Source organism: Blastomonas sp. 34TW (genome assembly GCF_059803595.1).
The window spans coordinates 13,330-33,024 of sequence record NZ_JAPFGW010000008.1 but is presented as its reverse complement, the minus strand read 5'-3'; the positions used below and the strand labels follow the sequence as shown (position 1 = coordinate 33,024).

19 protein-coding genes are annotated in these 19,695 nt (G+C 62.8%); 13 read left to right on the top strand and 6 right to left on the bottom strand.

All coding sequences use genetic code 11. The features are described from left to right. The first annotated feature begins 27 nt into the window (after positions 1-27). From OPU69_RS11380 to OPU69_RS11370, 3 genes are all read left to right on the top strand, one after another. The gene (locus OPU69_RS11380) at positions 28-996 is read left to right on the top strand and encodes a hypothetical protein (RefSeq protein WP_498511118.1); all 969 of its coding nucleotides are present in this window, start codon (positions 28-30) and stop codon (positions 994-996) included. A 39-nt stretch (positions 997-1,035) separates the two neighbouring features. After that, positions 1,036-1,626 (top strand): GNAT family N-acetyltransferase, encoded by a 591-nt coding sequence (locus tag OPU69_RS11375; protein WP_498511116.1) that lies wholly within the window; start codon positions 1,036-1,038, stop codon positions 1,624-1,626. Between the two features lie 328 nt (positions 1,627-1,954). After that, entirely contained in the window at positions 1,955-2,275 is a 321-nt protein-coding gene (locus tag OPU69_RS11370) for a hypothetical protein (RefSeq protein ID WP_498511114.1), read from the top strand. Positions 2,276-2,443: 168 nt separating this feature from the next. Here the strand turns inward: OPU69_RS11370 and OPU69_RS11365 are convergent, their stop codons facing one another. The 3 genes from OPU69_RS11365 to OPU69_RS11355 form a co-directional block, all read right to left on the bottom strand. Continuing rightward, positions 2,444-2,587 (bottom strand): hypothetical protein, encoded by a 144-nt coding sequence (locus OPU69_RS11365; protein WP_167348203.1) that lies wholly within the window; start codon positions 2,585-2,587, stop codon positions 2,444-2,446. 1,021 nt (positions 2,588-3,608) lie between these two features. Beyond that, positions 3,609-5,000 (bottom strand): AAA family ATPase, encoded by a 1,392-nt coding sequence (locus OPU69_RS11360; RefSeq protein WP_498511112.1) that lies wholly within the window; start codon positions 4,998-5,000, stop codon positions 3,609-3,611. Between the two features lie 110 nt (positions 5,001-5,110). Beyond that, positions 5,111-6,184 (bottom strand): succinylglutamate desuccinylase/aspartoacylase family protein, encoded by a 1,074-nt coding sequence (locus tag OPU69_RS11355; RefSeq protein ID WP_498511110.1) that lies wholly within the window; start codon positions 6,182-6,184, stop codon positions 5,111-5,113. A gap of 303 nt (positions 6,185-6,487) precedes the next feature. On the opposite strand from OPU69_RS11355, the gene rpsM reads away from it, so the two are divergent. From rpsM to OPU69_RS11330, 5 genes are all read left to right on the top strand, one after another. After that, a complete protein-coding gene (gene rpsM, locus OPU69_RS11350) occupies positions 6,488-6,856 on the top strand; it encodes a 30S ribosomal protein S13 (RefSeq protein ID WP_023836211.1) in 369 nt (122 codons plus the stop codon). A gap of 72 nt (positions 6,857-6,928) precedes the next feature. Further along, a complete protein-coding gene (gene rpsK, locus OPU69_RS11345) occupies positions 6,929-7,318 on the top strand; it encodes a 30S ribosomal protein S11 (protein ID WP_023836212.1) in 390 nt (129 codons plus the stop codon). 110 nt (positions 7,319-7,428) lie between these two features. Beyond that, positions 7,429-8,481 (top strand): DNA-directed RNA polymerase subunit alpha, encoded by a 1,053-nt coding sequence (locus OPU69_RS11340; RefSeq protein ID WP_498511107.1) that lies wholly within the window; start codon positions 7,429-7,431, stop codon positions 8,479-8,481. A gap of 202 nt (positions 8,482-8,683) precedes the next feature. Further along, positions 8,684-9,103 carry a 50S ribosomal protein L17 gene (gene rplQ, locus OPU69_RS11335; protein ID WP_498511105.1) on the top strand — a complete coding sequence of 140 codons (420 nt, stop codon included), beginning with the start codon at positions 8,684-8,686 and terminating at the stop codon, positions 9,101-9,103. Between the two features lie 141 nt (positions 9,104-9,244). After that, the gene (locus OPU69_RS11330) at positions 9,245-11,332 is read left to right on the top strand and encodes a prolyl oligopeptidase family serine peptidase (RefSeq protein WP_498511103.1); all 2,088 of its coding nucleotides are present in this window, start codon (positions 9,245-9,247) and stop codon (positions 11,330-11,332) included. Positions 11,333-11,369: 37 nt separating this feature from the next. On the opposite strand, the gene OPU69_RS11325 is transcribed toward OPU69_RS11330, so the two are convergent. Then, on the bottom strand, positions 11,370-11,546 hold the full coding sequence (locus tag OPU69_RS11325; protein ID WP_167348204.1) for a hypothetical protein: 177 nt from the start codon (positions 11,544-11,546) through the stop codon (positions 11,370-11,372). Between the two features lie 82 nt (positions 11,547-11,628). Between OPU69_RS11325 and OPU69_RS11320 the strand changes: the two genes are divergently transcribed. The 5 genes from OPU69_RS11320 (at position 11,629) to OPU69_RS11300 (ending at position 16,686) form a co-directional block, all read left to right on the top strand. Continuing rightward, positions 11,629-13,137 (top strand): M28 family peptidase, encoded by a 1,509-nt coding sequence (locus OPU69_RS11320; RefSeq protein ID WP_498511101.1) that lies wholly within the window; start codon positions 11,629-11,631, stop codon positions 13,135-13,137. Between the two features lie 62 nt (positions 13,138-13,199). Further along, entirely contained in the window at positions 13,200-14,657 is a 1,458-nt protein-coding gene (gene guaB / locus OPU69_RS11315; RefSeq protein WP_498511099.1) for an IMP dehydrogenase, read from the top strand. Between the two features lie 6 nt (positions 14,658-14,663). Then, positions 14,664-14,924 (top strand): hypothetical protein, encoded by a 261-nt coding sequence (locus OPU69_RS11310; RefSeq protein WP_498511097.1) that lies wholly within the window; start codon positions 14,664-14,666, stop codon positions 14,922-14,924. Continuing rightward, positions 14,921-16,144 carry an RsmB/NOP family class I SAM-dependent RNA methyltransferase gene (locus OPU69_RS11305; RefSeq protein WP_498511095.1) on the top strand — a complete coding sequence of 408 codons (1,224 nt, stop codon included), beginning with the start codon at positions 14,921-14,923 and terminating at the stop codon, positions 16,142-16,144. The genes OPU69_RS11310 and OPU69_RS11305 overlap by 4 nt, the downstream gene beginning before the upstream one ends. A 29-nt stretch (positions 16,145-16,173) precedes the next feature. After that, the gene (locus tag OPU69_RS11300; protein WP_060978290.1) at positions 16,174-16,686 is read left to right on the top strand and encodes a tetratricopeptide repeat protein; all 513 of its coding nucleotides are present in this window, start codon (positions 16,174-16,176) and stop codon (positions 16,684-16,686) included. Between the two features lie 267 nt (positions 16,687-16,953). Here the strand turns inward: OPU69_RS11300 and OPU69_RS11295 are convergent, their stop codons facing one another. Together OPU69_RS11295 and metC are read right to left on the bottom strand one after the other, a co-directional pair. Beyond that, on the bottom strand, positions 16,954-18,282 hold the full coding sequence (locus OPU69_RS11295; protein ID WP_498511093.1) for a mechanosensitive ion channel family protein: 1,329 nt from the start codon (positions 18,280-18,282) through the stop codon (positions 16,954-16,956). Further along, on the bottom strand, positions 18,279-19,511 hold the full coding sequence (gene metC / locus OPU69_RS11290) for a cystathionine beta-lyase (RefSeq protein ID WP_498511091.1): 1,233 nt from the start codon (positions 19,509-19,511) through the stop codon (positions 18,279-18,281). Before metC ends, OPU69_RS11295 begins: the two co-directional genes overlap by 4 nt. Between the last annotated feature and the right edge of the window lie 184 nt (positions 19,512-19,695).

Here is a 19,695-nt window from a genome sequence, read left to right as displayed (position 1 = left end):
CAAGCCCGGCGCTGATTGGGGGAATTCATGAAAAAGTCCGTATCGCGCGCCTTTGCGCGCAAGACGCTGCTGTGCGGCGTAGGCCTTGCCGTGCTCGCGCTTGGTGCGCCGGTAATATCGGTTGCAGCCGCACCGCCCGCCGCTGCCCAGGCGGCCAAGCTGCCCAAGCCCTATGTGTCGCGCGCGATCGATGCAACGCTGATGGAGCTGACCCCGGCGGTGCGCTCGCAGTTCGGCATCAAGCCCAGGGTCAAGGGCGTGCTCGTCATCTCGACCGATCCCAGGGGCATTGCCGCCAAGAACAAGATCGTCCCCGGTGACATCATCACCGATGTGCGCGGCAAGCGGGTGCTCAAGCCGATCGATGTCGATACGCACGTGCTCTATTTCCTGAAAAAGGGCGACAGCGCGTTCCAGTTCGGCGGCAATCGCCAGAACGCCCGGTTCAGCACGGCGGCGGAAATCACGCTCGCGCTGTTCGATGCGGTGATCGATCTGGCGACCATCGGTTCCTGGGCCTCCTATTCGACCCCGACCTTCAGCTATGCCAGCTATTACGAGGAATACAGCACCGTCATCGTCGAGGAATATACCTATAGCGAGACGATCATAGAGGAGACGATCACCTCCGAAAGCTATGTCAGCGAGATCAGCTCGGAAGAATCTTCCTATGAGGAAACCAGCGAAAGCTATGAGGAAAGCTCCGAAGAGGTGACCGAGGAATCGTCCGAGGAAAGCGCCGAAGAGGTCAGCGAGGAATCGTCCGAGGAGGAGTCGGCAGAAGCAGCCGATGAGTCCGAGGAAGAGGCCGACGAAGCCGAAGAAGCTGACGAGGCTGATGAGGCGGACGAGGCCGATGAGGCAGAAGACGAAGCCGAAGAGGCGGACGAAGTCGAAGCCGAGGAAGCCGAGGAGCCTGAGGAAGAGGAAGCCGATGAACCCGAGGACGAGCCCGAGGAAGACGATTCGGGCGGTGTTGAAGAACCCGAGCTCTGATCGCCCAGCCGGCCCGCTGGCAGCAGCGGCGGGCCGGGCATGAGCTCGCGCTTCCTTCCCGTCGAGCGCGGGCAGATCGCCACGGTGGTGACGCATCTGGAGATGCGCAGCCGGCCGGGGCCGCGCCCGGTAAAGCCGGTGCCGCTGCGATTGAAGCGCTGGAAGGCGCCCGATAACGACAAGTATCGCACGCTCTATCGCCGCGTCGGCGAGCCGTGGCTGTGGTTTTCGCGGCTGGTGATGGCCGATGACGCGCTGGCGGCGATCCTCACCGACCCGGCGGTCGAGATCTTCGCGGTGCTCGATCCGAAGGGCATCGAGATCGGGCTGCTCGAACTCGACTTTCGTGAAGCTGTCCAATGCGAGATCGCGTTTTTTGGGCTGATCCCGCAGCTCACCGGCCAGGGCTTTGGCGGCTGGCTGATGGGCCAGGCGCTGTCGCTGGCCTGGCGCGCCGGGGTGGAGCGCGTCTGGGTGCACACCTGCACGCTCGATGATCCGCGCGCGCTCGGCTTCTATATCGCGCAGGGGTTCACCGCGACGGGCCGCGAGATCGAACTGCTCGACGACCCGCGCCTCACCGGGCTGATCCCGAAGGACTGCGCCCCGCACGTGCCGCTGATCGGGTGATCGCGTAAAAAATTCTCCCCCGGCTTTCCGGGGCCAGCTGCCGTTTCCAAATCCTCCCACAGCTTGCTGGGGCCAGTTGCCTGATTTCAAATCCTCCCACAGCTTGCTGGGGGAGGGGGACCGCCCGCGAAGCGGGTGGTGGAGGGGCAGCGGGTGCGTGCTCCGGCTGAGCGATGGCGCCCTCCCGCTTCCCCTCCACCTCTGACCTTCGGTCAGCGGTCCCCCTCCCCGAGACGAGCTCGGGGAGGATTTGAACGAGGGTGCGCACCGGAACGCAACGCCCCCCGCGCGGGTAGTCCTTCACAGACTCAGCACGAAGGAACATCCCATGGCGAACATCCCCGACGATACCGGCTTCGGCACGATCAACGAGTCGCAGCGCGGCGACCCCAAGGCGAACGACGTCGCCGAGGACGCGCTGCACCGCGCCGATGATCGCAGCGAGGACAGCGAGAAGGTGGCGAGCGGCGTCAGCGTCATGCCGCTCGACGAGCCCGATCTGGTCGACCGCATGGAGCAGATGGTCAGCTCAGGCCAGATCGACACCGACGCCTTTGCCGGCGAGCGCAACGATGACGACGAGGAAAGCGAACTCGGCGAGCTTGCCGACGAAGGCGACGACGATCCGATGGACGTGATCGCGCGCTGATCAGGTCCGGCAGGGTCCTCCCTCGGGATGCCGGGGGAGGCGGCCGGAAATGCAGGCTGAAAGAAGCGCGGCCGTTGGCCGGCGAGCGCGCGAGCGACAGGAGCGAAACCGAATGGGGCCGGCGGCCAGCGGATCGCCAGCCCGGTCAGGCGCTTATCGGAAGAGCGATCAGCAGCAGCCCATGCCGCAACAGGCACCCAGCGCGCAGCAGCCTGCCGCGACCATCTGCGTCACCTGGGCGGGTGCAGCGGCAAAGGCGGCGGTTGATGACATCGCGATCCCGAGCGCGGCGAGCTTGAGCATCTTCAGCATGAGGCACCTTTCAAGGAATGTCAGGCCTGTAATCTGCCCTGTGCGGTGCGCGAAGGTCAAGCGGTAAAGTCGCGCAAGCTTCATCGCCGTGACGGCCCGTGCTGTTGGATTTGGCGGCGCGCGCCTGCCTGGCGAGCGATCATGCGCGCAAGCGGCGGGCCGGGCGTCCTTGCGGACGGCGGCGAGGATCGGCGGAGATTTACGGCCGCTCCGCCACGGGCCGATGCTTCCATCCTGCGCTTTCGGCGGCATTGGCGGGGGAGGAAGGTGCCCCGCGCGCTGACCGTCTGCCGCTTGGGTTCGGCCTCATCCAGATCGCCTCGCGAAAGCCACCTGATCCCGACCCGCCACCCTCGACGACTGCGAAGGCCTGTGCCGCAGTTCCGCACCGGGCAAATTTGGTATGGGGGCGGGGTAGATCATAGCCTATTTGGATTAAAAGTAAATTTATAAAGATCATCGAATTGCCTCGAATTAAATAAGGTAACAGGGCAAATCAAATTCGCTAAGAAAGTTGTGAACGGCAACATTCTCTTTGGTGCATCGAGCTAGCCTGACTTTTCCAAATAACTTAACCCCGACGGTAGTCTCCTTGTAATCTTCTCCAATTGATTCTAATAGAATTTTTAATCTAGACTTTCCATTGCATCCGTCACCGGGGTAGGTGTAAGAATTGTCGCCCAAAATTTCGCGCATAGGCACCTCATCCGACAATATAATATTCTCTGACATCATGTCCGGGATTATATAATGAACCCTTTCTTTGGGATAGCCTACCTCAAAAAATCCATGCTTTATATACTCTCCAATCGTTATGGAACAATCGCAATTTTTTTCTCTATCAAACCAAATTATGACTTTTTCAGGAAATGACTTTCTTGCGCAAAACTTTGATATTATTTGATTTCGTAGATTGGTTGTTGTCCATCCAGCTCCGTTTTCGACTGGAATAACTGTCACTGAGGGTAGCTTTGTGTTAAGAAAAATGCGCTCCATAGTACCCTCGACGAAAATTAAAATACTAGGACACAGCGTTATTGGCATAATAATACCCCAATCCAAAACCAGTTCTATTAATTTCTTCTCGGACTGCATTTGAATTATTTAAACGTTTGCAAACTGTGCGTCCGTCAATAAAATCAAACAAGATCAACTCTTCTGGCTGGCATCTGTTTATTATGGTTTCACTATGGCTGGACATTATAAAATATCCTGGCTTTTCAGGATCGGCAGAATAGTCGCGTATAAGATCGATAAGAATCTGCTGCATTTTTGGGTGCAAGAAATTCTCTGGCTCTTCTATGCTGTAAACGCCGCCTCGAGTGATTATAAGAACAACAAGTGCCAACCACTTTACAGTCCCATCACTTGCTGATTGCAATGGAATTTTTAGTTCATTTTCACCAATTACCATTTGGCCAATATATTTTCCTGTATGGGGATCGGCAGTCACCACAACATTTTTCAATTCTGGAAAAACTAAATTAGTCCATATCAGAACATCTGAAAATTGTGATGGGTTAAATCTTGGACGAAAACCAATTCTGGGCCGTGGTAATTTGCCGGATCTTTGTAGATGATATAAAGTTGAAGTGAGTCCAGATCCGTCAAAGTTAATAGATGGGGGACGCGTAATTTCATCAGGAGACTTAGCTCTTGCTGGGAGGAGATTAAAAGAACGGCCCCGCATGATGGCGGCACGAATAGCCTCAAGTGCTGGCTTTGTCGGTCGGGTTGAGAGTACACTTTGGTCGGGTGCTAATGTACTGCCAATCAGCGTCGAATTTCCAGCGTTAATTGCACTATACTCATATCTGTGGCGAACTCGTAGCGGATTACGAACTGCGTTTGATAGTAATCGTGGGCTGACTTTGATTGTAGGCGGTCCATCCAATTTTGAAATTTGACGTTTTATGCTAATTGATCCGACAGGAAATGCTGGTACATTGTCGTCTGCGCTTCTATAAAGCTTTCTGAAACGTACCATTTCACTGGCTACAAAAATTAAAGATTGCTCCTTGTTAAATCTAATTTCTACCTCATAATCGAAATCGAATAGAGTTCTAACTTCGTCATTTGAATACGGTGCGAGGTCTGCGGTGCCTGAAACGTAGGCTCTAACTCTAGAATTGGCCAACCTAGTCTGTTCAGCACTGAAAACACGAGAGACTCCTCCTGACTTTGAAACAGCTGTCGATGCGTCATTTAATATAAATGAACTTAAAAAATCGAGAAATTCAATGAAATTTGTCTTTCCGCTACCATTGGGGCCAACAAGCACATTCAATCCGCTCGTTAAATCGATTACAAATGATGACAATGAGCGAAAGCCATCGACTTTGTAAGACGACTGATATTTAGTCTTGCAAAAAGATTCCGTGGAGCTAAGCGTTTCCTTGTTATTCGTTGGCATCTTGGTAATCCATTTCACAGTTGTGGTGTGTACCGGTGACGTGTCGATCTTAGCGAAAAAGTAACCGAAGGAAATACAAGATAGGCGCCATTTTGGTTCTACCGCCCCCCTCAAATCAACTCATCCTCATCCAGCAACCGATCATTCAACAGCGCCTCGGTAATCTGGTCCACCCTTTGCTCCACATCGCCGAAGCGCATCACCTCGGCGATATGCACCAGCGCGTCGCCCTGGTTGACCACGGGCAGCACGGCGTGGCCGATGATGATGCCGTCGATCGGGGCGCGGAATTCTTCGGCGTCGTCGCCGAATATGCCGGTGACGCGGCCGATGACCTCGCCTTTCTTCACCGCGTCGCCCGAGGTGCGCTGCAGCAGGCACAGGCCGCCGCGCGGCGCGCGGACCCAGATGGCGCGGCGGCAGCGGGCGGGGAGGGTGACGGTGGTCGCCTCCGGGTGCGGCTGGATCATGCCGAGATGCGCCATCACGTTGAGGACGCCGTTGACGCCGCAGCGCACCGACAGCTCGTCGAAGCGCAGCGCCTCGCCCGCCTCCATCAGCAGCATGTCGACGCCTTCGCCGCGCGCGATGTCGCGTAAGGAACCGGGGCGCAGCGGGCTCTCGATCACCGCATGCGCGCCGAACAGCATGGCGAGGTCGCGCAACCGCTCGTTATCGGGCGCGATGCGGATCTGCGGCAGGTTGTAGCGATGGACGGCGGCGGAATGGATATCGATGCCGAGCGAGCAGTGGCAGATCACCTCTTTCAGGAACTTGTTGGCGAGCTGCGCGGCGAGCGAGCCCTTCGCGCTGCCGGGGAAGGAGCGGTTGAGATCGCGCCGGTCGGGCAGATAGCGGCTGTGCTGCTGAAACCCGAAGATGTTGACCACGGGCAGGAACAGTACCGTGCCCGACATGCTGGCCGCGTCGAGCTTGGCGAGCACTCGCTGGATCACGGCGGTGCCGATGATCTCGTCGCCATGGATCGCGGCGGAGACGAAGATGCACGGGCCGGGCTTCGCGCCATGCAGCACGCGGACATAGAGGCTGGCGGGAAGCCCGGTCGCGGTGTTGCTCACGGGAATCGCGACGGTCGCCGAGGTGCCGGGATCGATCGGCACGCCCGCGAGCGTGAAGGGCGTCGCAGCCTCGCCGGCAACAGGTCGTGGCGTCTCGTCGGTCATGCAGCCCCCCTGGCCCTGCGGATGCCGCGTGCCGCTTGCGCGCAGCCCTGCCAGCGAGTATGACGCCGGTGTGACAGCAGGCGCAATCACTTTGTCGCGCGCCCTTCTGCTTTTGTCTTGTCCCGCGCTTGACAGCATGGGCGACTCCGCCTATGCGCGGCTTTCATTTTCATTGAGCGGCTTAAAAACAGGCTTTGCATCGTTCCAAATGCGAGGCCTGCGATTTTTGCGCTTTGTGGTTTTGAAGCGTTGAGATGGGGCTTGCGGCAGGTGCCGCGCCCTGTGGAGCAGGAGACTTATTAAGTGGCACGTATCGCCGGGGTGAACATCCCCACCAACAAGCGCGTTATCATTGCGCTGACCTATATCCATGGAATTGGCCCCGCCAAGGCACTGGAAATCGCCGACAAGCTGGGCATCGACCACACCCGCCGCGTTCAGGACCTGAGCGACGCGGAAGTGCTGCAGATCCGCGAAACGATCGACGCCGATCACACCGTGGAAGGCGACCTGCGTCGCCAGACCGCGATGAACATCAAGCGTCTGATGGACCTGGCCTGCTATCGCGGTCTGCGTCATCGCAAGGGCCTGCCGGTTCGTGGCCAGCGCACGCACACCAATGCGCGCACCCGCAAGGGCAAGGCCAAGCCGATCGCCGGCAAGAAGAAATAAGGCCGCCGGGGCGCATGTGCGTCCCGCCCTTGTTTTCTTACCCCGCAATCCCCTTATTCCAGGATATTATATATGGCACGCGAACCGCAGAGGCTCAAAAAGCGCGAGCGCAAGAACATTTCGGCCGGCATTGCTCATGTCAACGCCAGCTTCAACAACACCATGATCACCATCACCGACGCCCAGGGCAATGCCATCAGCTGGTCCTCGGCCGGTATGATGGGCTTCAAGGGCAGCCGCAAGTCGACCCCCTATGCCGCACAGGTTTGTGCGGAAGATGCGGGCCGCAAGGCAGCCGAGCACGGCGTCCGCACGCTCGAAGTCGAAGTCAAGGGCCCCGGTTCGGGCCGTGAATCGGCGCTTCGTGCGCTGCAGGCGGTGGGCTTCACCATCACCTCGATCCGCGATGTGACGCCGATCCCGCACAACGGGGTTCGTCCGTCCAAGCGGCGTCGCGTCTGACACCCAGGCTGTCGTTCGGGGTGGCGGACGCGCCACCCAAACAATTTCCGGCCGGGGCTCCCAAGCGCGACATATGAGCGTCGCCCCCGCCCAACACTCAGGGGAAGTCCATGACTGTCAACATCAAGAACTGGCAGGAACTGAAGAAGCCGAACGGTCTTGAAGTCAAGAGCGGCGGCGATCCCAAGCGCAAGGCAACCTTTGTTGCAGAACCTCTCGAGCGCGGCTTCGGCCTGACGCTGGGCAACGCGCTGCGCCGCGTGCTTCTCTCGTCGCTCCAGGGCGCTGCGATCACCTCGATCAAGATCGAAAACGCACTGCACGAGTTCTCCTCGCTCGCCGGCGTGCGCGAAGACGTGACCGATATCGTCCTCAACGTGAAGCAGATCGCGCTGAAGATGGAAGGCGAAGGCCCCAAGCGGCTGCAGCTTTCGGCCACCGGCCCGGCTCAGGTCAAGGCGGGCGACATCGCGGTTTCGGGCGATATCGAGGTGATGAACAAGGATCTCGTGATCTGTCACCTCGATGATGGCGCGACGCTGAACATCGAACTGACCTGCGACACCGGCAAGGGCTATGTCCCCGCCGTGGCCAACCGTCCGGTCGATGCGCCGATCGGCCTGATCCCGGTCGACTCGCTGTTCTCGCCGATCCGTCAGGTGTCGTACAAGGTGGAAAACACCCGCGTCGGCCAGGAACTCGACTATGACCGTCTGTCGCTGACCATCGAGACCGATGGCACCGTGACGCCGGAAGATGCCGTGGCTTATGCTGCGCGCATCCTGCAGGACCAGCTGGCGCTGTTCGTCCATTTCGAGGACAGCATTGCCACCGCGACCACCGGTTCGGTCAGCCATGCCGCTCCCGAAGAAGGCGATGCCAACCAGATCAACCGCTATCTGCTCAAGAAGGTGGACGAGCTGGAACTGTCGGTGCGTTCGGCCAACTGCCTCAAGAACGACAACATCATCTATATCGGCGATCTGGTCCAGAAGACCGAAGCCGAGATGCTGCGCACCCCGAATTTCGGTCGCAAGTCGCTGAACGAAATCAAGGAAGTGCTCTCCAGCATGGGTCTGCGCCTCGGCATGGACATCCCCGGCTGGCCGCCCGAGAATATCGAGGAAATGGCCAAGAAGCTGGAACAGGAACTGCTGGGCTAAGCCAATCTCGCCCTCTCCCCTTCAGGGGAGAGGGTTGGGAGAGGGGCCTGCGCCAGTGTTGGCGACTTCCCCCCTCCCTCCGCCGCTTTGCGGCTCCTCCCTCTCCCCTGAAGGGGAGAGGGCTTATGGGTTAAAGGCAAGACCCTGATTTGCCAGGACCGGGGTACCTGAAACGGCCCCCTTACGAACGGAGTACAGAAAAATGCGTCACGGAGTAGGCAAGCGCAAGCTGCAGCGGACCAGCGCCCATCGTATCGCGATGCTGCGCAACATGGCAGCCTCGCTGATCAAGCACGAGCAGATCAAGACCACGCTGCCAAAGGCGCGCGAACTGCGTCCCTATGTCGAAAAGCTGATCACGCTGGCCAAGCGTGGAGGCCTTTCCAACCGTCGTCTCGCCATGGCTCGCCTGATGGACGATGCCCAGCTGGTCAAGCTGTTCGACACGCTGGCGCCGCGCTATGCCGACCGCGCCGGTGGCTATACCCGCGTGCTGAAGGCCGGTTTCCGCGCCTCTGACGCCGCGCCGATGGCGATCATCGAACTGGTCGACCGCGACACCAGCGCCAAGGGCCAGGATTCGGGTCCGGTGCTGACCGAAGACGATTACGCCGACGCGTAACAGTATCACACGAAACCGGATTGCCAGACAGGCCGCGAATGCTAAGTTCGCGGCCTGTTTTCGTTTGTCCAATCAACAATCTAAGAGGATCGCCCCATGCGCCACCGCGCCATATTTGCTGCCTTGCTGGGAACCGTCGCCATGACCCTTGCCATGCCCGCCTCCGCCAAGGATGCGCCGATCGCCTATCCGGTGACCGAAAAGGTCGACACGGTGGAAGAGCAGTTCGGCGTCAAGGTGGAGGACCCCTATCGCTGGCTCGAAAACGATGTCCGCGTCGATCCCAAGGTTGCCGCCTGGGTCGAGGCGCAGAACAAGGTCACCGATGCCTATCTCGAGACGCTGCCGGGCCGGGCCGCGCTCGCCAAGCGGATGCGCGCGCTCTATGATTTCGCGCGCACCGGCGTGCCGCGCGAAAAGGGCGGCCGCTATTTCTTCACGCGCAATTCGGGGCTGCAGAACCAGTCGGTATTGTACGTCAAGGACAGCGCCACCGCACCCGAGCGTGTGCTGATCGATCCCAATGCCTGGGCCAAGGATGGCGCGACCGCGCTCGACGCCTGGGTGCCGAGCGACGATGGCACCAAGCTCATCTATTCGATCCAGGATGGCGGCAGCGACTGGCGCACGGTGAAGGTGCTCGATGTCGCGACCGGCAAGACGCTCGACGACGAGGTCAAATGGGTCAAATTCTCCGGGCTCGACTGGGACAAGGACGGCAAGGGCTTCTATTATTCGCGCTTCCCCGAACCCGACAAGGCGGGCGAGTTCCAGTCGCTCAACACCAACCAGGAAATCCGCTATCACGCGCTGGGCACACCGCAGAGCGCCGATCCGCTGATCTATGCGACGCCGGACGAGCCCAAGCTCAACCATGTCGCCGAACTGTCGGATGACGGCAGCTTCCTGCTCGTCACCTCGTCCTCGGGCACCGACGAGCGCTATCGCCTCACGATGATCGATGTCGCCAACCCGGCCAAGCGCCGCGTGATCGTGCCCGAGCTCAAGAACGACTGGCAGATGGCGGGCATGGCGGGCGACACGATCTATTTCGTGACCAACAAGGATGCGCCGCGGCTCAAGCTGGTCGCGATGCCGGTCACGGGCGACGAAAGCAGCATCCAGACCGTGGTGCCAGAGAGCGACGCGGTGATCGACGGCGCATCGGTGATCGGCGGCAAGCTGCTGGTCAACTATCTCAAGGACGCCCATGATGTCGTGAAGCTGTTCGACCTCAACGGAAAACCGGCGGGCGATCTGCCGCTGCCGGGCATCGGTTCGGTCGGCGGCTTCCAGGGCGATCTGGATTCGAAGGAAACCTTCTTCTCCTATTCGAGCTTCAATCGCCCGACGACCATCTATCGCTATGATTTGACCAATGGCGCGGTAACGCCCTGGGCCGAGCCGAAGCTGGCGTTCAACCCCGACGATTATGTCGTCGAGCAGCGCTTCTACGCCAGCAAGGACGGCACCAGGGTGCCGATGTTCATCGTGAAGAAGAAGAGCGTTACCGGCCCCGCGCCGACGCTGCTTTATGGCTATGGCGGCTTCAACATCTCGCTGACGCCGGGCTTCTCGCCGACCCGGCTGGCCTGGCTCGAACAGGGCGGCGTGTTCGTTCAGGCCAATATTCGCGGCGGCGGCGAATATGGCAAGGCCTGGCATGATTCCGGTCGCCTCGCCAACAAGCAGAACGTGTTCGACGATTTCATCGCGGCGGGTGAATTCCTGATCAAGGAAGGCGTGACCGGCAAGGACCAGCTCGCCATCCAGGGCGGATCGAACGGCGGTCTGCTGGTCGGCGCGGTGGTCAACCAGCGGCCCGATCTGTTCGCGGCGGCCAATGCGGCGGTCGGCGTGATGGACATGCTGCGCTTCGACCGCTTCACCGCCGGGCGCTACTGGGTCGATGATTATGGCTATCCGAACAAGGAAGCGGACTTCAGGACGCTGATCAAATATTCGCCCTATCACACGATCCGCAAAGCCGATTATCCGGCGGTGATCGTCTCGACCGCGGATACCGACGACCGCGTGGTGCCGGGGCACAGCTTCAAATACACCGCGAAGCTGCAGGCGACCGAAGCGGGCGACAAGCCGCACCTGATCCGCATCGAGACGCGCGCGGGCCATGGCTCGGGCAAGCCGACCGACAAGATCATCGAGGAATCGTCGGACATCTATGCGTTCCTGGCGCATTTCACCGGGCTGAAGATCGCAGGCGAATGAACGGGGCAGGGGGCTGGCGACATGCTGGCCCCCGTCCCTATGACAGTGGCAGGCGACGCTTGCCCTTGAGCCTGCTGGTCAGGTGATAGTGCCCGCAGCGATCGCATCGATAGGGCCTGAGATCGATCGTCGCTGCGATCGCCGCGCGCACCGCGTCATCCTCGCTGACGAAGCGCTGCTTGCGCTGGCAGATCGACAGGCGGGTGCGGGGCATTTCTGCAACAGCTATCCAGATTATGCGGAGGCGATAGGTCGCCTTATTGCACGAGCGCAGCGCTTTGCGCCATGACCTGCCGATGACACAGACCTTCCGGCACCGCGCCCTGACCGCTCTGGCCCTTGCGGCCTCGATCCTTCCCGCCACCGCGATTGCACAAGCCAAGCCCGCGCCGATCAGCGAGGCGGAGGTGCGCAGCCATATCGCACAGCTGGCCAGCGACGCATTCGAAGGACGCGGCCCCGGTTCGGCCGGCGAGACCAAGACGCTGGATTATCTCGCCAAGACCTGGGCGAGCTATGGGCTGGTATCGGGCACCAATGACGGGGCGCATCCCTGGTTCCAGCCGGTGCCACTGGTCGAGCGCAAGCCTTATGCGCAAGCGGTGAGCGCCAGCGCGCGCGGCAAGCCGCTGAAACTCGCCGAAGACGGCGTGGCACTATCGGGGCGCAACCCGACCGATCGCGTGACCGGCGAGCCACTGTTTGTCGGCCATGGCGTCGGAGCGGACGGCAAGCTCAATGCCGATGTAAGGGGCCGGATCGTGCTGATGCTCTCGGCCGAACCCAAGTTCGAGGGCGCGGCCAAGCTGCCTGGCCTGCGCGATCGGCAGAAGCTGCTCGCGCAAGGCGGCGCTGCCGCCGTGCTGATCACCGCGCCCGATGGCGCGCCCTGGAGCGGCCTGCGCGCGCAGCTCGCCAATGGATCGATGCGGCTCGCCAGCGACGATGTCAGCGCGTCGATCGGTGGCGTGCTGCGCGGCGACGTGACCGAGGCGCTGATGCGCGCAGGTAAGGTGACCGCTGCCGATGCTGCCCGGCCCGACTTCGCGCCCGTGACGCTGCCGGTGACGCTCGACCTTGCCACCAGCACGCAGGTGCGCGCGTTCGAGAGCCACAATGTCATCGGCAAGATCCCCGGAGCCAAGCCCGGAGCGGGCGCGGTGCTGCTGCTCGGCCATTGGGATCATTTCGGCATCTGCCGCAGCGAGGAGGCCGAGGACCGCATCTGCAACGGCGCGGTCGATAATGCGAGTGGCATGGCGGTGCTGCTCACCGTCGCCGAGCGGCTGGCACGCGGCGCGCCGGTGGAGCGCGATGTCTATTTCATGGGCACCACGGCGGAAGAGCGCGGCCTTTTGGGGGCCTATTATTTCGCCGATCATCCCGTCGTGCCGTTGAAGGACATCGCCGTTGCGCTCAATGTCGATACCGTCGCGATCGCGCCTGCCGGGGCGCCGGTGGCGCTGGTCGGGCGCGGCGAGAACGGGCTGGATTCCATCGTCGACGACATCGCGAAGTCGCTGGGGCGCGCAGTCGACAGCGATACCGAGGCGAACGCGTTCATCCGCCGCCAGGATGGCTGGGCGCTCGGTGCCAAGGGCGTCAAGTCGATCATGGCGGGCGGATCGTTCAGCGACATGAAGCTGCTCCAGGCGTTCCTCACTACCGTCTATCATCAGCCCGATGACGAGCTGACCGATGCGACCCCGCTGGGCGGGGCGACCGACGACGCCAATCTGCATGTCGCGCTCGCGCGCTATTTTGCCGACACCGCGAAATATAAGCCCGCAACCACTGGCGATTGACGCGCGGCTTGGTTACATGGGCCGCCACCGAAACCAGATTCGCTAAAGAAAGTGGCACCCGCATGGACATCCCCCTTGGCCTGACATTCGATGACGTTCTGCTGCGCCCGGCAGCGTCGGAAATCGTGCCCAGCCAGGCGGATACGACCACGCGGCTGACCAACAGCATCCGGCTCAACATCCCCGTGCTCTCCTCTGCGATGGATACGGTAACCGAGGCGAGCATGGCGATCGTCATGGCGCAGCTGGGCGGCATCGGCGTGCTCCACCGCAACCTGAGCATCGAAGAGCAGATCGCGGCGGTGCGCCAGGTCAAGCGCTTTGAAAGCGGCATGGTGGTCAATCCGATCACCATCACGCCAGATGCCCCGCTCGCCGAAGCGCAGGCGCTGATGCGCCAGCATGCCATTTCGGGCATCCCGGTGGTCGAACCCTCGGGCAAACTGGCGGGCATTCTCACCAACCGCGACGTGCGCTTTGCCGAGAATCCGGCCCAGCCGGTGCGCGAGCTGATGACCTCGGAAAACCTCGCCACCGTCCCCGCCGATGTCGGCCAGGACGAGGCACGCCGCCTGCTGCACCAGCGCCGGATCGAAAAGCTGCTGGTGGTTGACAAGGACTATCGCTGCATCGGCCTGATCACGGTCAAGGACATCGAAAAGGCGGTGATGAACCCCGATGCGACCAAGGACGCCGCGGGGCGGCTCCGCGTCGCTGCCGCCTCGACGGTCGGCGAGGCGGGGCTGGAGCGCAGCAAGGCGCTGATCGATGCCGAATGCGACCTGATCGTGGTCGATACCGCGCATGGCCATAGCAAGATGGTCGCGGTCGCGGTCGAGGCGATCAAGAAATACTCCAACCATGTCCAGGTTATCGCGGGCAATGTCGCGACCGCTTCGGCCACGCGCGCGCTGATCGATGCGGGGGCGGATGGCGTCAAGGTCGGCATCGGTCCGGGATCGATCTGCACCACCCGCGTCGTCGCTGGCGTCGGCGTGCCGCAGCTCACCGCGATCATGGAATCGGCGGAGGAAGCCGACAAGTCGGGCATTCCGATTGTCGCCGATGGCGGCCTGCGCACCTCGGGCGATGCGGCCAAGGCGCTCGCTGCGGGCGCGTCGACGATCATGATCGGATCGATGCTGGCAGGCACCGAGGAAGCGCCGGGCGAGACGTTCCTGTATCAGGGCCGCGCCTACAAGAGCTATCGCGGCATGGGCAGCGTCGGCGCGATGGCGCGCGGCAGCGCCGATCGCTATTTCCAGCAGGATATCAAGGACCAGTTGAAGCTCGTCCCCGAGGGCATCGAAGGGCAGGTACCGTACAAGGGCCCGGCGCGCGATGTCGTCCACCAGCTGGTCGGCGGCATCAAGGCGGCGATGGGCTATACCGGTTCGCCGACGATCGAGGCGCTGCGCCGCAATGCGGAGTTCGTGCGGATCACCAATGCGGGCCTGCGCGAAAGCCATGTCCATGACGTGTCGATCACCCGCGAGGCCCCGAACTACCCCACGCGCTGACGGGCGATGGTCGAGCTCATCCCCTATATGCTGATCCTGGCCTGGTCTGTACCGGGCCAGCCCGGCAGGGTAGAGGTCGAGCGGGTCAACCAGCTGTTCGCCAGCGCCGAGGCGTGCGAGCGCGCGGCGACGGGCTTTGTTGCGGCGACACGGCATAGCGGCGTGTCGCATGTCTGCATGCCGGTGCCGGGGGCGGAAGAGTTCGATACGCTGTTCCGCCAGCTCGACGCCGAGGCTGAAAAGGCGCGGCGCGAGGGCGAGGAATGACCCCGGCAGCGCGTGTCCAGGCGGCGATCGATCTGGTCGATGCGATCCTGAATGCCGCGCGCGGGCAGGGGGCGAGCGCCGACACGCTGGCGCGCAATTTCTTCCGTGAGCGCCGCTATATGGGGTCGGGCGACCGGCGCGCGGTGCGCGATCTCGCCTGGCGTGCGGTGCGGCGCTTCGGCGAGCTGCCGGTGAACGGACGCGCGGCGCTGGCCGGGCTGGCGCGGGAGGACGATGCGCTCGCCGAGCTGTTCGATGGTTCGACCTATGGTCCGGCGCGGCTGAGCGAAAGCGAGCCGGTGGCCGAAGGTGGCGTCATTCCCGCATGGATCGAGGCGTTGCTGCCGCCGCTGTTCGACGAGGCGGAAAAGGCAGCCTTGCTCGAGCGCGCGCCGCTCGACCTGCGTTACGATCCTTTGCGCACCGACCGCGATGCGCTCAGCGCAGTCTGGCCGGAGATCGTATTCAGCGATTCGCTGCCCCGCGCCGCGCGGCTGCCCGGCAACACGCCGGTCGAGGATAGCGCGCCCTGGCAGGCAGGCGTCATCGACGTCCAGGACTGGGGCAGTCAGGCGATCGTCCAGGCGTGCCTGGGTGAAGAGGCTCCGGCACTGGTGATCGACCTGTGCGCGGGCGCGGGCGGCAAGACGCTCGCGCTCTCCGCCTTGCTGCCCGAGGCGCGGATCATAGCATCGGACACCAGCCGCGACCGCTTGCAGGCGATGGAGCCGCGCAGGAAGCGCGCCGGGCGCGACCGGATCGAGCCGCTGCTGCTCGACCCGAAGCGCGAATGGGACAAGCTGGCGCCGTTCGAGGGCCAGGCCGATCTGGTACTGGTCGATGCGCCGTGCAGCGGATCGGGCACCTGGCGGCGCAATCCCGAAACGCGCTGGCGGCTCACCCCCGACCGGCTCGCGCGTGTAGTGGCGGAGCAGGCACGGCTGATCGAGATCGCGCAGCGGCTGGTGCGGCCCGGCGGGGCTCTGGTCTATGCGGTCTGTTCGCTGCTGCCCGACGAAGGACCACGACAGGCCGCGCGCGGCTTGTGCGATCGGGAGGGCTGGACTATCGTCAACCCCGATATGCAGATTGGCCGCCTGATCGGAGCCGATGGACGGCTTTGCGACGCATCAGACCCTGCGCCCGCGACCGGCCGACTGCTCACCCCGCGTCATGACGGCACCGATGGCTTTTTCTTCACAAGAGCCCGGCGGTCATGATAGCGTTACGCTCTGCCTGGGAGACTATCATGCGTTTTGCGCCCGCCGCCATTGCCCTGTCGCTCGTTCTTGCGACCGTTTCCAGCACCGGGATCGGCCAGCCGGTGCGCTATGCGGTCAATCCGGCCTCGCAGCTGCTGGTCGATGAAGGCGCAAAGGTGCAGGCTGCGGGCAAGCTCGACGAAGCCAATGGCCTGTACGAGGCCGCGCTCGCGGTCGATCCGGGCAACCGGGCCGCCTATATCGCGCTGGCGCAGGTGGCGAGTGCACAAAATCTGCCGGGCAAGGCGATCCGCTATTATCGCGAGGCGCTGCGGCTCGATCCCAATGATGTCGCGGCCTTGGCCGGCCAGGGCGAGGCGATGATCCAGCGCGGCGCGGTCGAAAAGGCGCGGCGCAACCTGGTGCGCATCGAGGCGCTGTGCACCAGCACCTGCACCGAAGCCGGCCGCCTGCTCGCTGCGATCGACAAGGCCGCGGCCAAGCCGGTGCTTTCCGCCGAAGCGGTGGCATCGACCCCCACGGTGACCGAGCAACCTTGAGCCGCCGGATAGCGCCCCACGTCCGCTCAGCCTGAGCTTGTCGAAGGCCCAGCAACCAAAATCCTCCTCCAGCTTGCTGGGGGAGGGGGACCGCCCGCACAGCGGGTGGTGGAGGGGCAGCGGGTGCGTGCACTGGATCACGGTGTGTGCCATCCCGCTTCCCCTCCACCACCGACCTGCGGTCGGCGGTCCCCCTCCCCGAGACAAGCTCGGGGAGGATGTGATAGTGCCGCCCTTCCTTTCCCTCGCGCGCAGCCTTCGACAGGCTCAGGCTGAGCGGGGGGTGTGTGGCGCCGCTGTGTCTTCTGGCGCTTCCTTCCCCATCCCCGGCATTTCCTTGATATACAAGTCCCGCTGCGGGAACGGGATTTCGATGCCGTGTTCCTTGAACAGGTTCCACACGCGCATCAGCACGTCGCCGCGGATATTGCCCATGCCGCCTTCGGGATCGGCGATCCACGCGCGGATTTCCCAGTTGACGCTGTTGTCGGCAAATTCCGTCATCCAGATGCGCGGGGCAGGGTCCTTGAGCACGCGCGGGGCTTCGTCCACCGCGCGGTAGAGCAGTTCCTGCACCACCTGCATGTCGCTGTTGTAGCTCACCCCGATCGGGATGCGCATGCGCACGTTGCGGTCCGAATAGGACCAGTTTTCGACCGGCGTGGTCATCAGGTCCTCGTTGGGGATCAGATGCTCCTTGCCGTCGCGGGTGATGACCGAGACCGCGCGCACGCCGATCTTGTTCACCCAGCCGAAGCTGTCGCCCACCGCGATGACATCGCCGGGCTTGATCGAGCGGTCGAGCAGCAGGATGATGCCTGCAAACAGGTTGCCGATCGTCTTCTGCAGCCCGAAGCCGATCGCGAGCCCGAATGCGCCCGAGAAGAAACTGAGCGCAGTGAGATCGATGCCCAAAGTGTCGATGCCGATGAAGAAGGCGAGCACGATGACGACGACGCCCGCGATCTTCTGGCCGAGCAGCTTCTGCGTCGGGTCGAGGCTGTCGCTGCTGCCGATGATATGCCCGGCGATGCGGTTGACCACGCGCGCGGCGGTATAGAGCACCAGCACCGTGATTGCGATCGTGACCACCCAGAGCAGCGAGAAACGCTTCTGGCCGAGATCGAAGCCGACCCGGTCCATCGCGGTGGTGATCGGCTCCAATCCGCCGAACATGCTCGCGAGGATCGAGATCAGCGTCGCGAGGCCGAGGAACGTGCCGAGCCAGTCGGGCATGCGCACGCCGCGCACCAGATCGTTGACGAACAAGGCGAGCGAAATAGCAAGCGTCAGGCCGAACACGACCGAGGCGATCAGGCTCCAGTCATAGAGGTTGAGCGCCATGCCGATCAGCATCGCCGTGGTGAAGCGGCGCACCATGTCGCGGATGCGGCGGCGCGCAAGCTGGCTCTCATAGCCGGCGCGTCGCTCCCAGATGGCGGCAAGGCGCAGATAGATCAGGCGGCTGAGCGCCCAACCGATGACCAGCGCGGCGGTCGCCACCATCGCGGCGAGAATGCCCTCGATATATTGCAGGTCGTCGGGGCGCTCGATCCAGCCCCAGCGCATGAACAGTGCGTTGATCCCTGCAGTCATGCCGCCATGGTAAAGGCCTGCAATCCCTTGGCAAGGTCGGCGATCAGATCATCCGGGTCTTCCAGCCCGATATGCAGCCGCACGGCATAGCGATTGGCGTCGCCCATGGGCGGCCAGGGCGTGGCGCTGCGGCAGCGCGCGGGGTCGACCGGGATCGCCAGGCTCTCGAACCCGCCCCAGCTGTAACCGATGCCGAACAGCTCGAGTGTATCGATCAGCGCCGCGCGCGCCTTGTCCGTCCCGCCGTCGAGCACGAACGAGAACAGCCCGCTCGATCCCTTGAAGTCGCGCTGCCAAAGCGCGTGGCCCGGGCAGGAAGGAAGCGCGGGGTGCAGCACGCGCGCGACCTGGGGTTGCTCGGCCAGCCAGTGCGCGATGCGCAGCGCCGAGGCCTGGTGCTGGCGCAGCCGCACGTCGAGCGTGCGCAAGCCGCGCAGCGCGAGCCAGGCATCGTCGGGCGAGACGACATGGCCCAGGCCTTGTGCGGTCTGGCGGAGGCGCGGATAAGACGCTTCCGTCGCGGTGACCGAGCCCAGCATCACGTCCGAATGGCCGACGATATATTTGGTGCAGGCCATGATGCTCATGTCCGCGCCGAGCTCCAGCGCGGGGAGGAACAGGCCCGTCGCCCAGGTATTGTCGATCAGCAGCGCGATGTCGGGATTGGCGGCGCGTGCGGCGGCGCAGATCGCGGGCACGTCCTGCACCTCGAACGTCAGGCTGCCGGGGCTTTCCATCAGGATGGCGCGGGTGCTTTCGCAGATAAGGCTGGAAATTCCGGAGCCTATGAGTGGATCGTAATAGCGTGTCTCGATGCCGAAGCGCTTGAGCAACCCGTCGGCGAAGCTGCGCGAGGGGTCATAGGCGCTGTCGGTCATCAGCAGCACGTCGCCCGGCGACAGCACGCTGAGCAACGCGCCGGTGATCGCGGCGACGCCCGAGGGGTAGAGCATCGTGCCGTGCGCGCCCGGCTCGAGCGCCGTCAGTGCCTCGGCCAGCGCCCATTGCGTCGGCGCGCCGCGGCGGCCGTAGAAAAACCGTCCGTCCTCATTGGTTTGCGGGCCGGACTTGAGAGCGGCTGTATCGGGATAGAGATGCGTGCTCGCGCGCCAGACCGGCGGATTGACCACCGCGCCCGGCTGCTCCGCCGTTCCGGTCCACTCTGCGCGACGGCCACCGGTAACGAGGCGGGTGGCGGGCGATTGCGGGGAGGAGGGGGGCTTGGGCATATTGTTGTCCTGTCCTCGCCCCTTCAGGGGAGAGGATACGCAGCCTTGCATGCGCAGCATGCTAGGCGGAGTTGGAGAGGGGCGGCGGCTGGATGCCGACGCTGGCCCCTCTCCCACTGCGACTAGGTTCGCGTGCCGCTCACCAAGTCTCGTTGCCCTCTCCCCTGAAGGGGAGAGGCGGAAA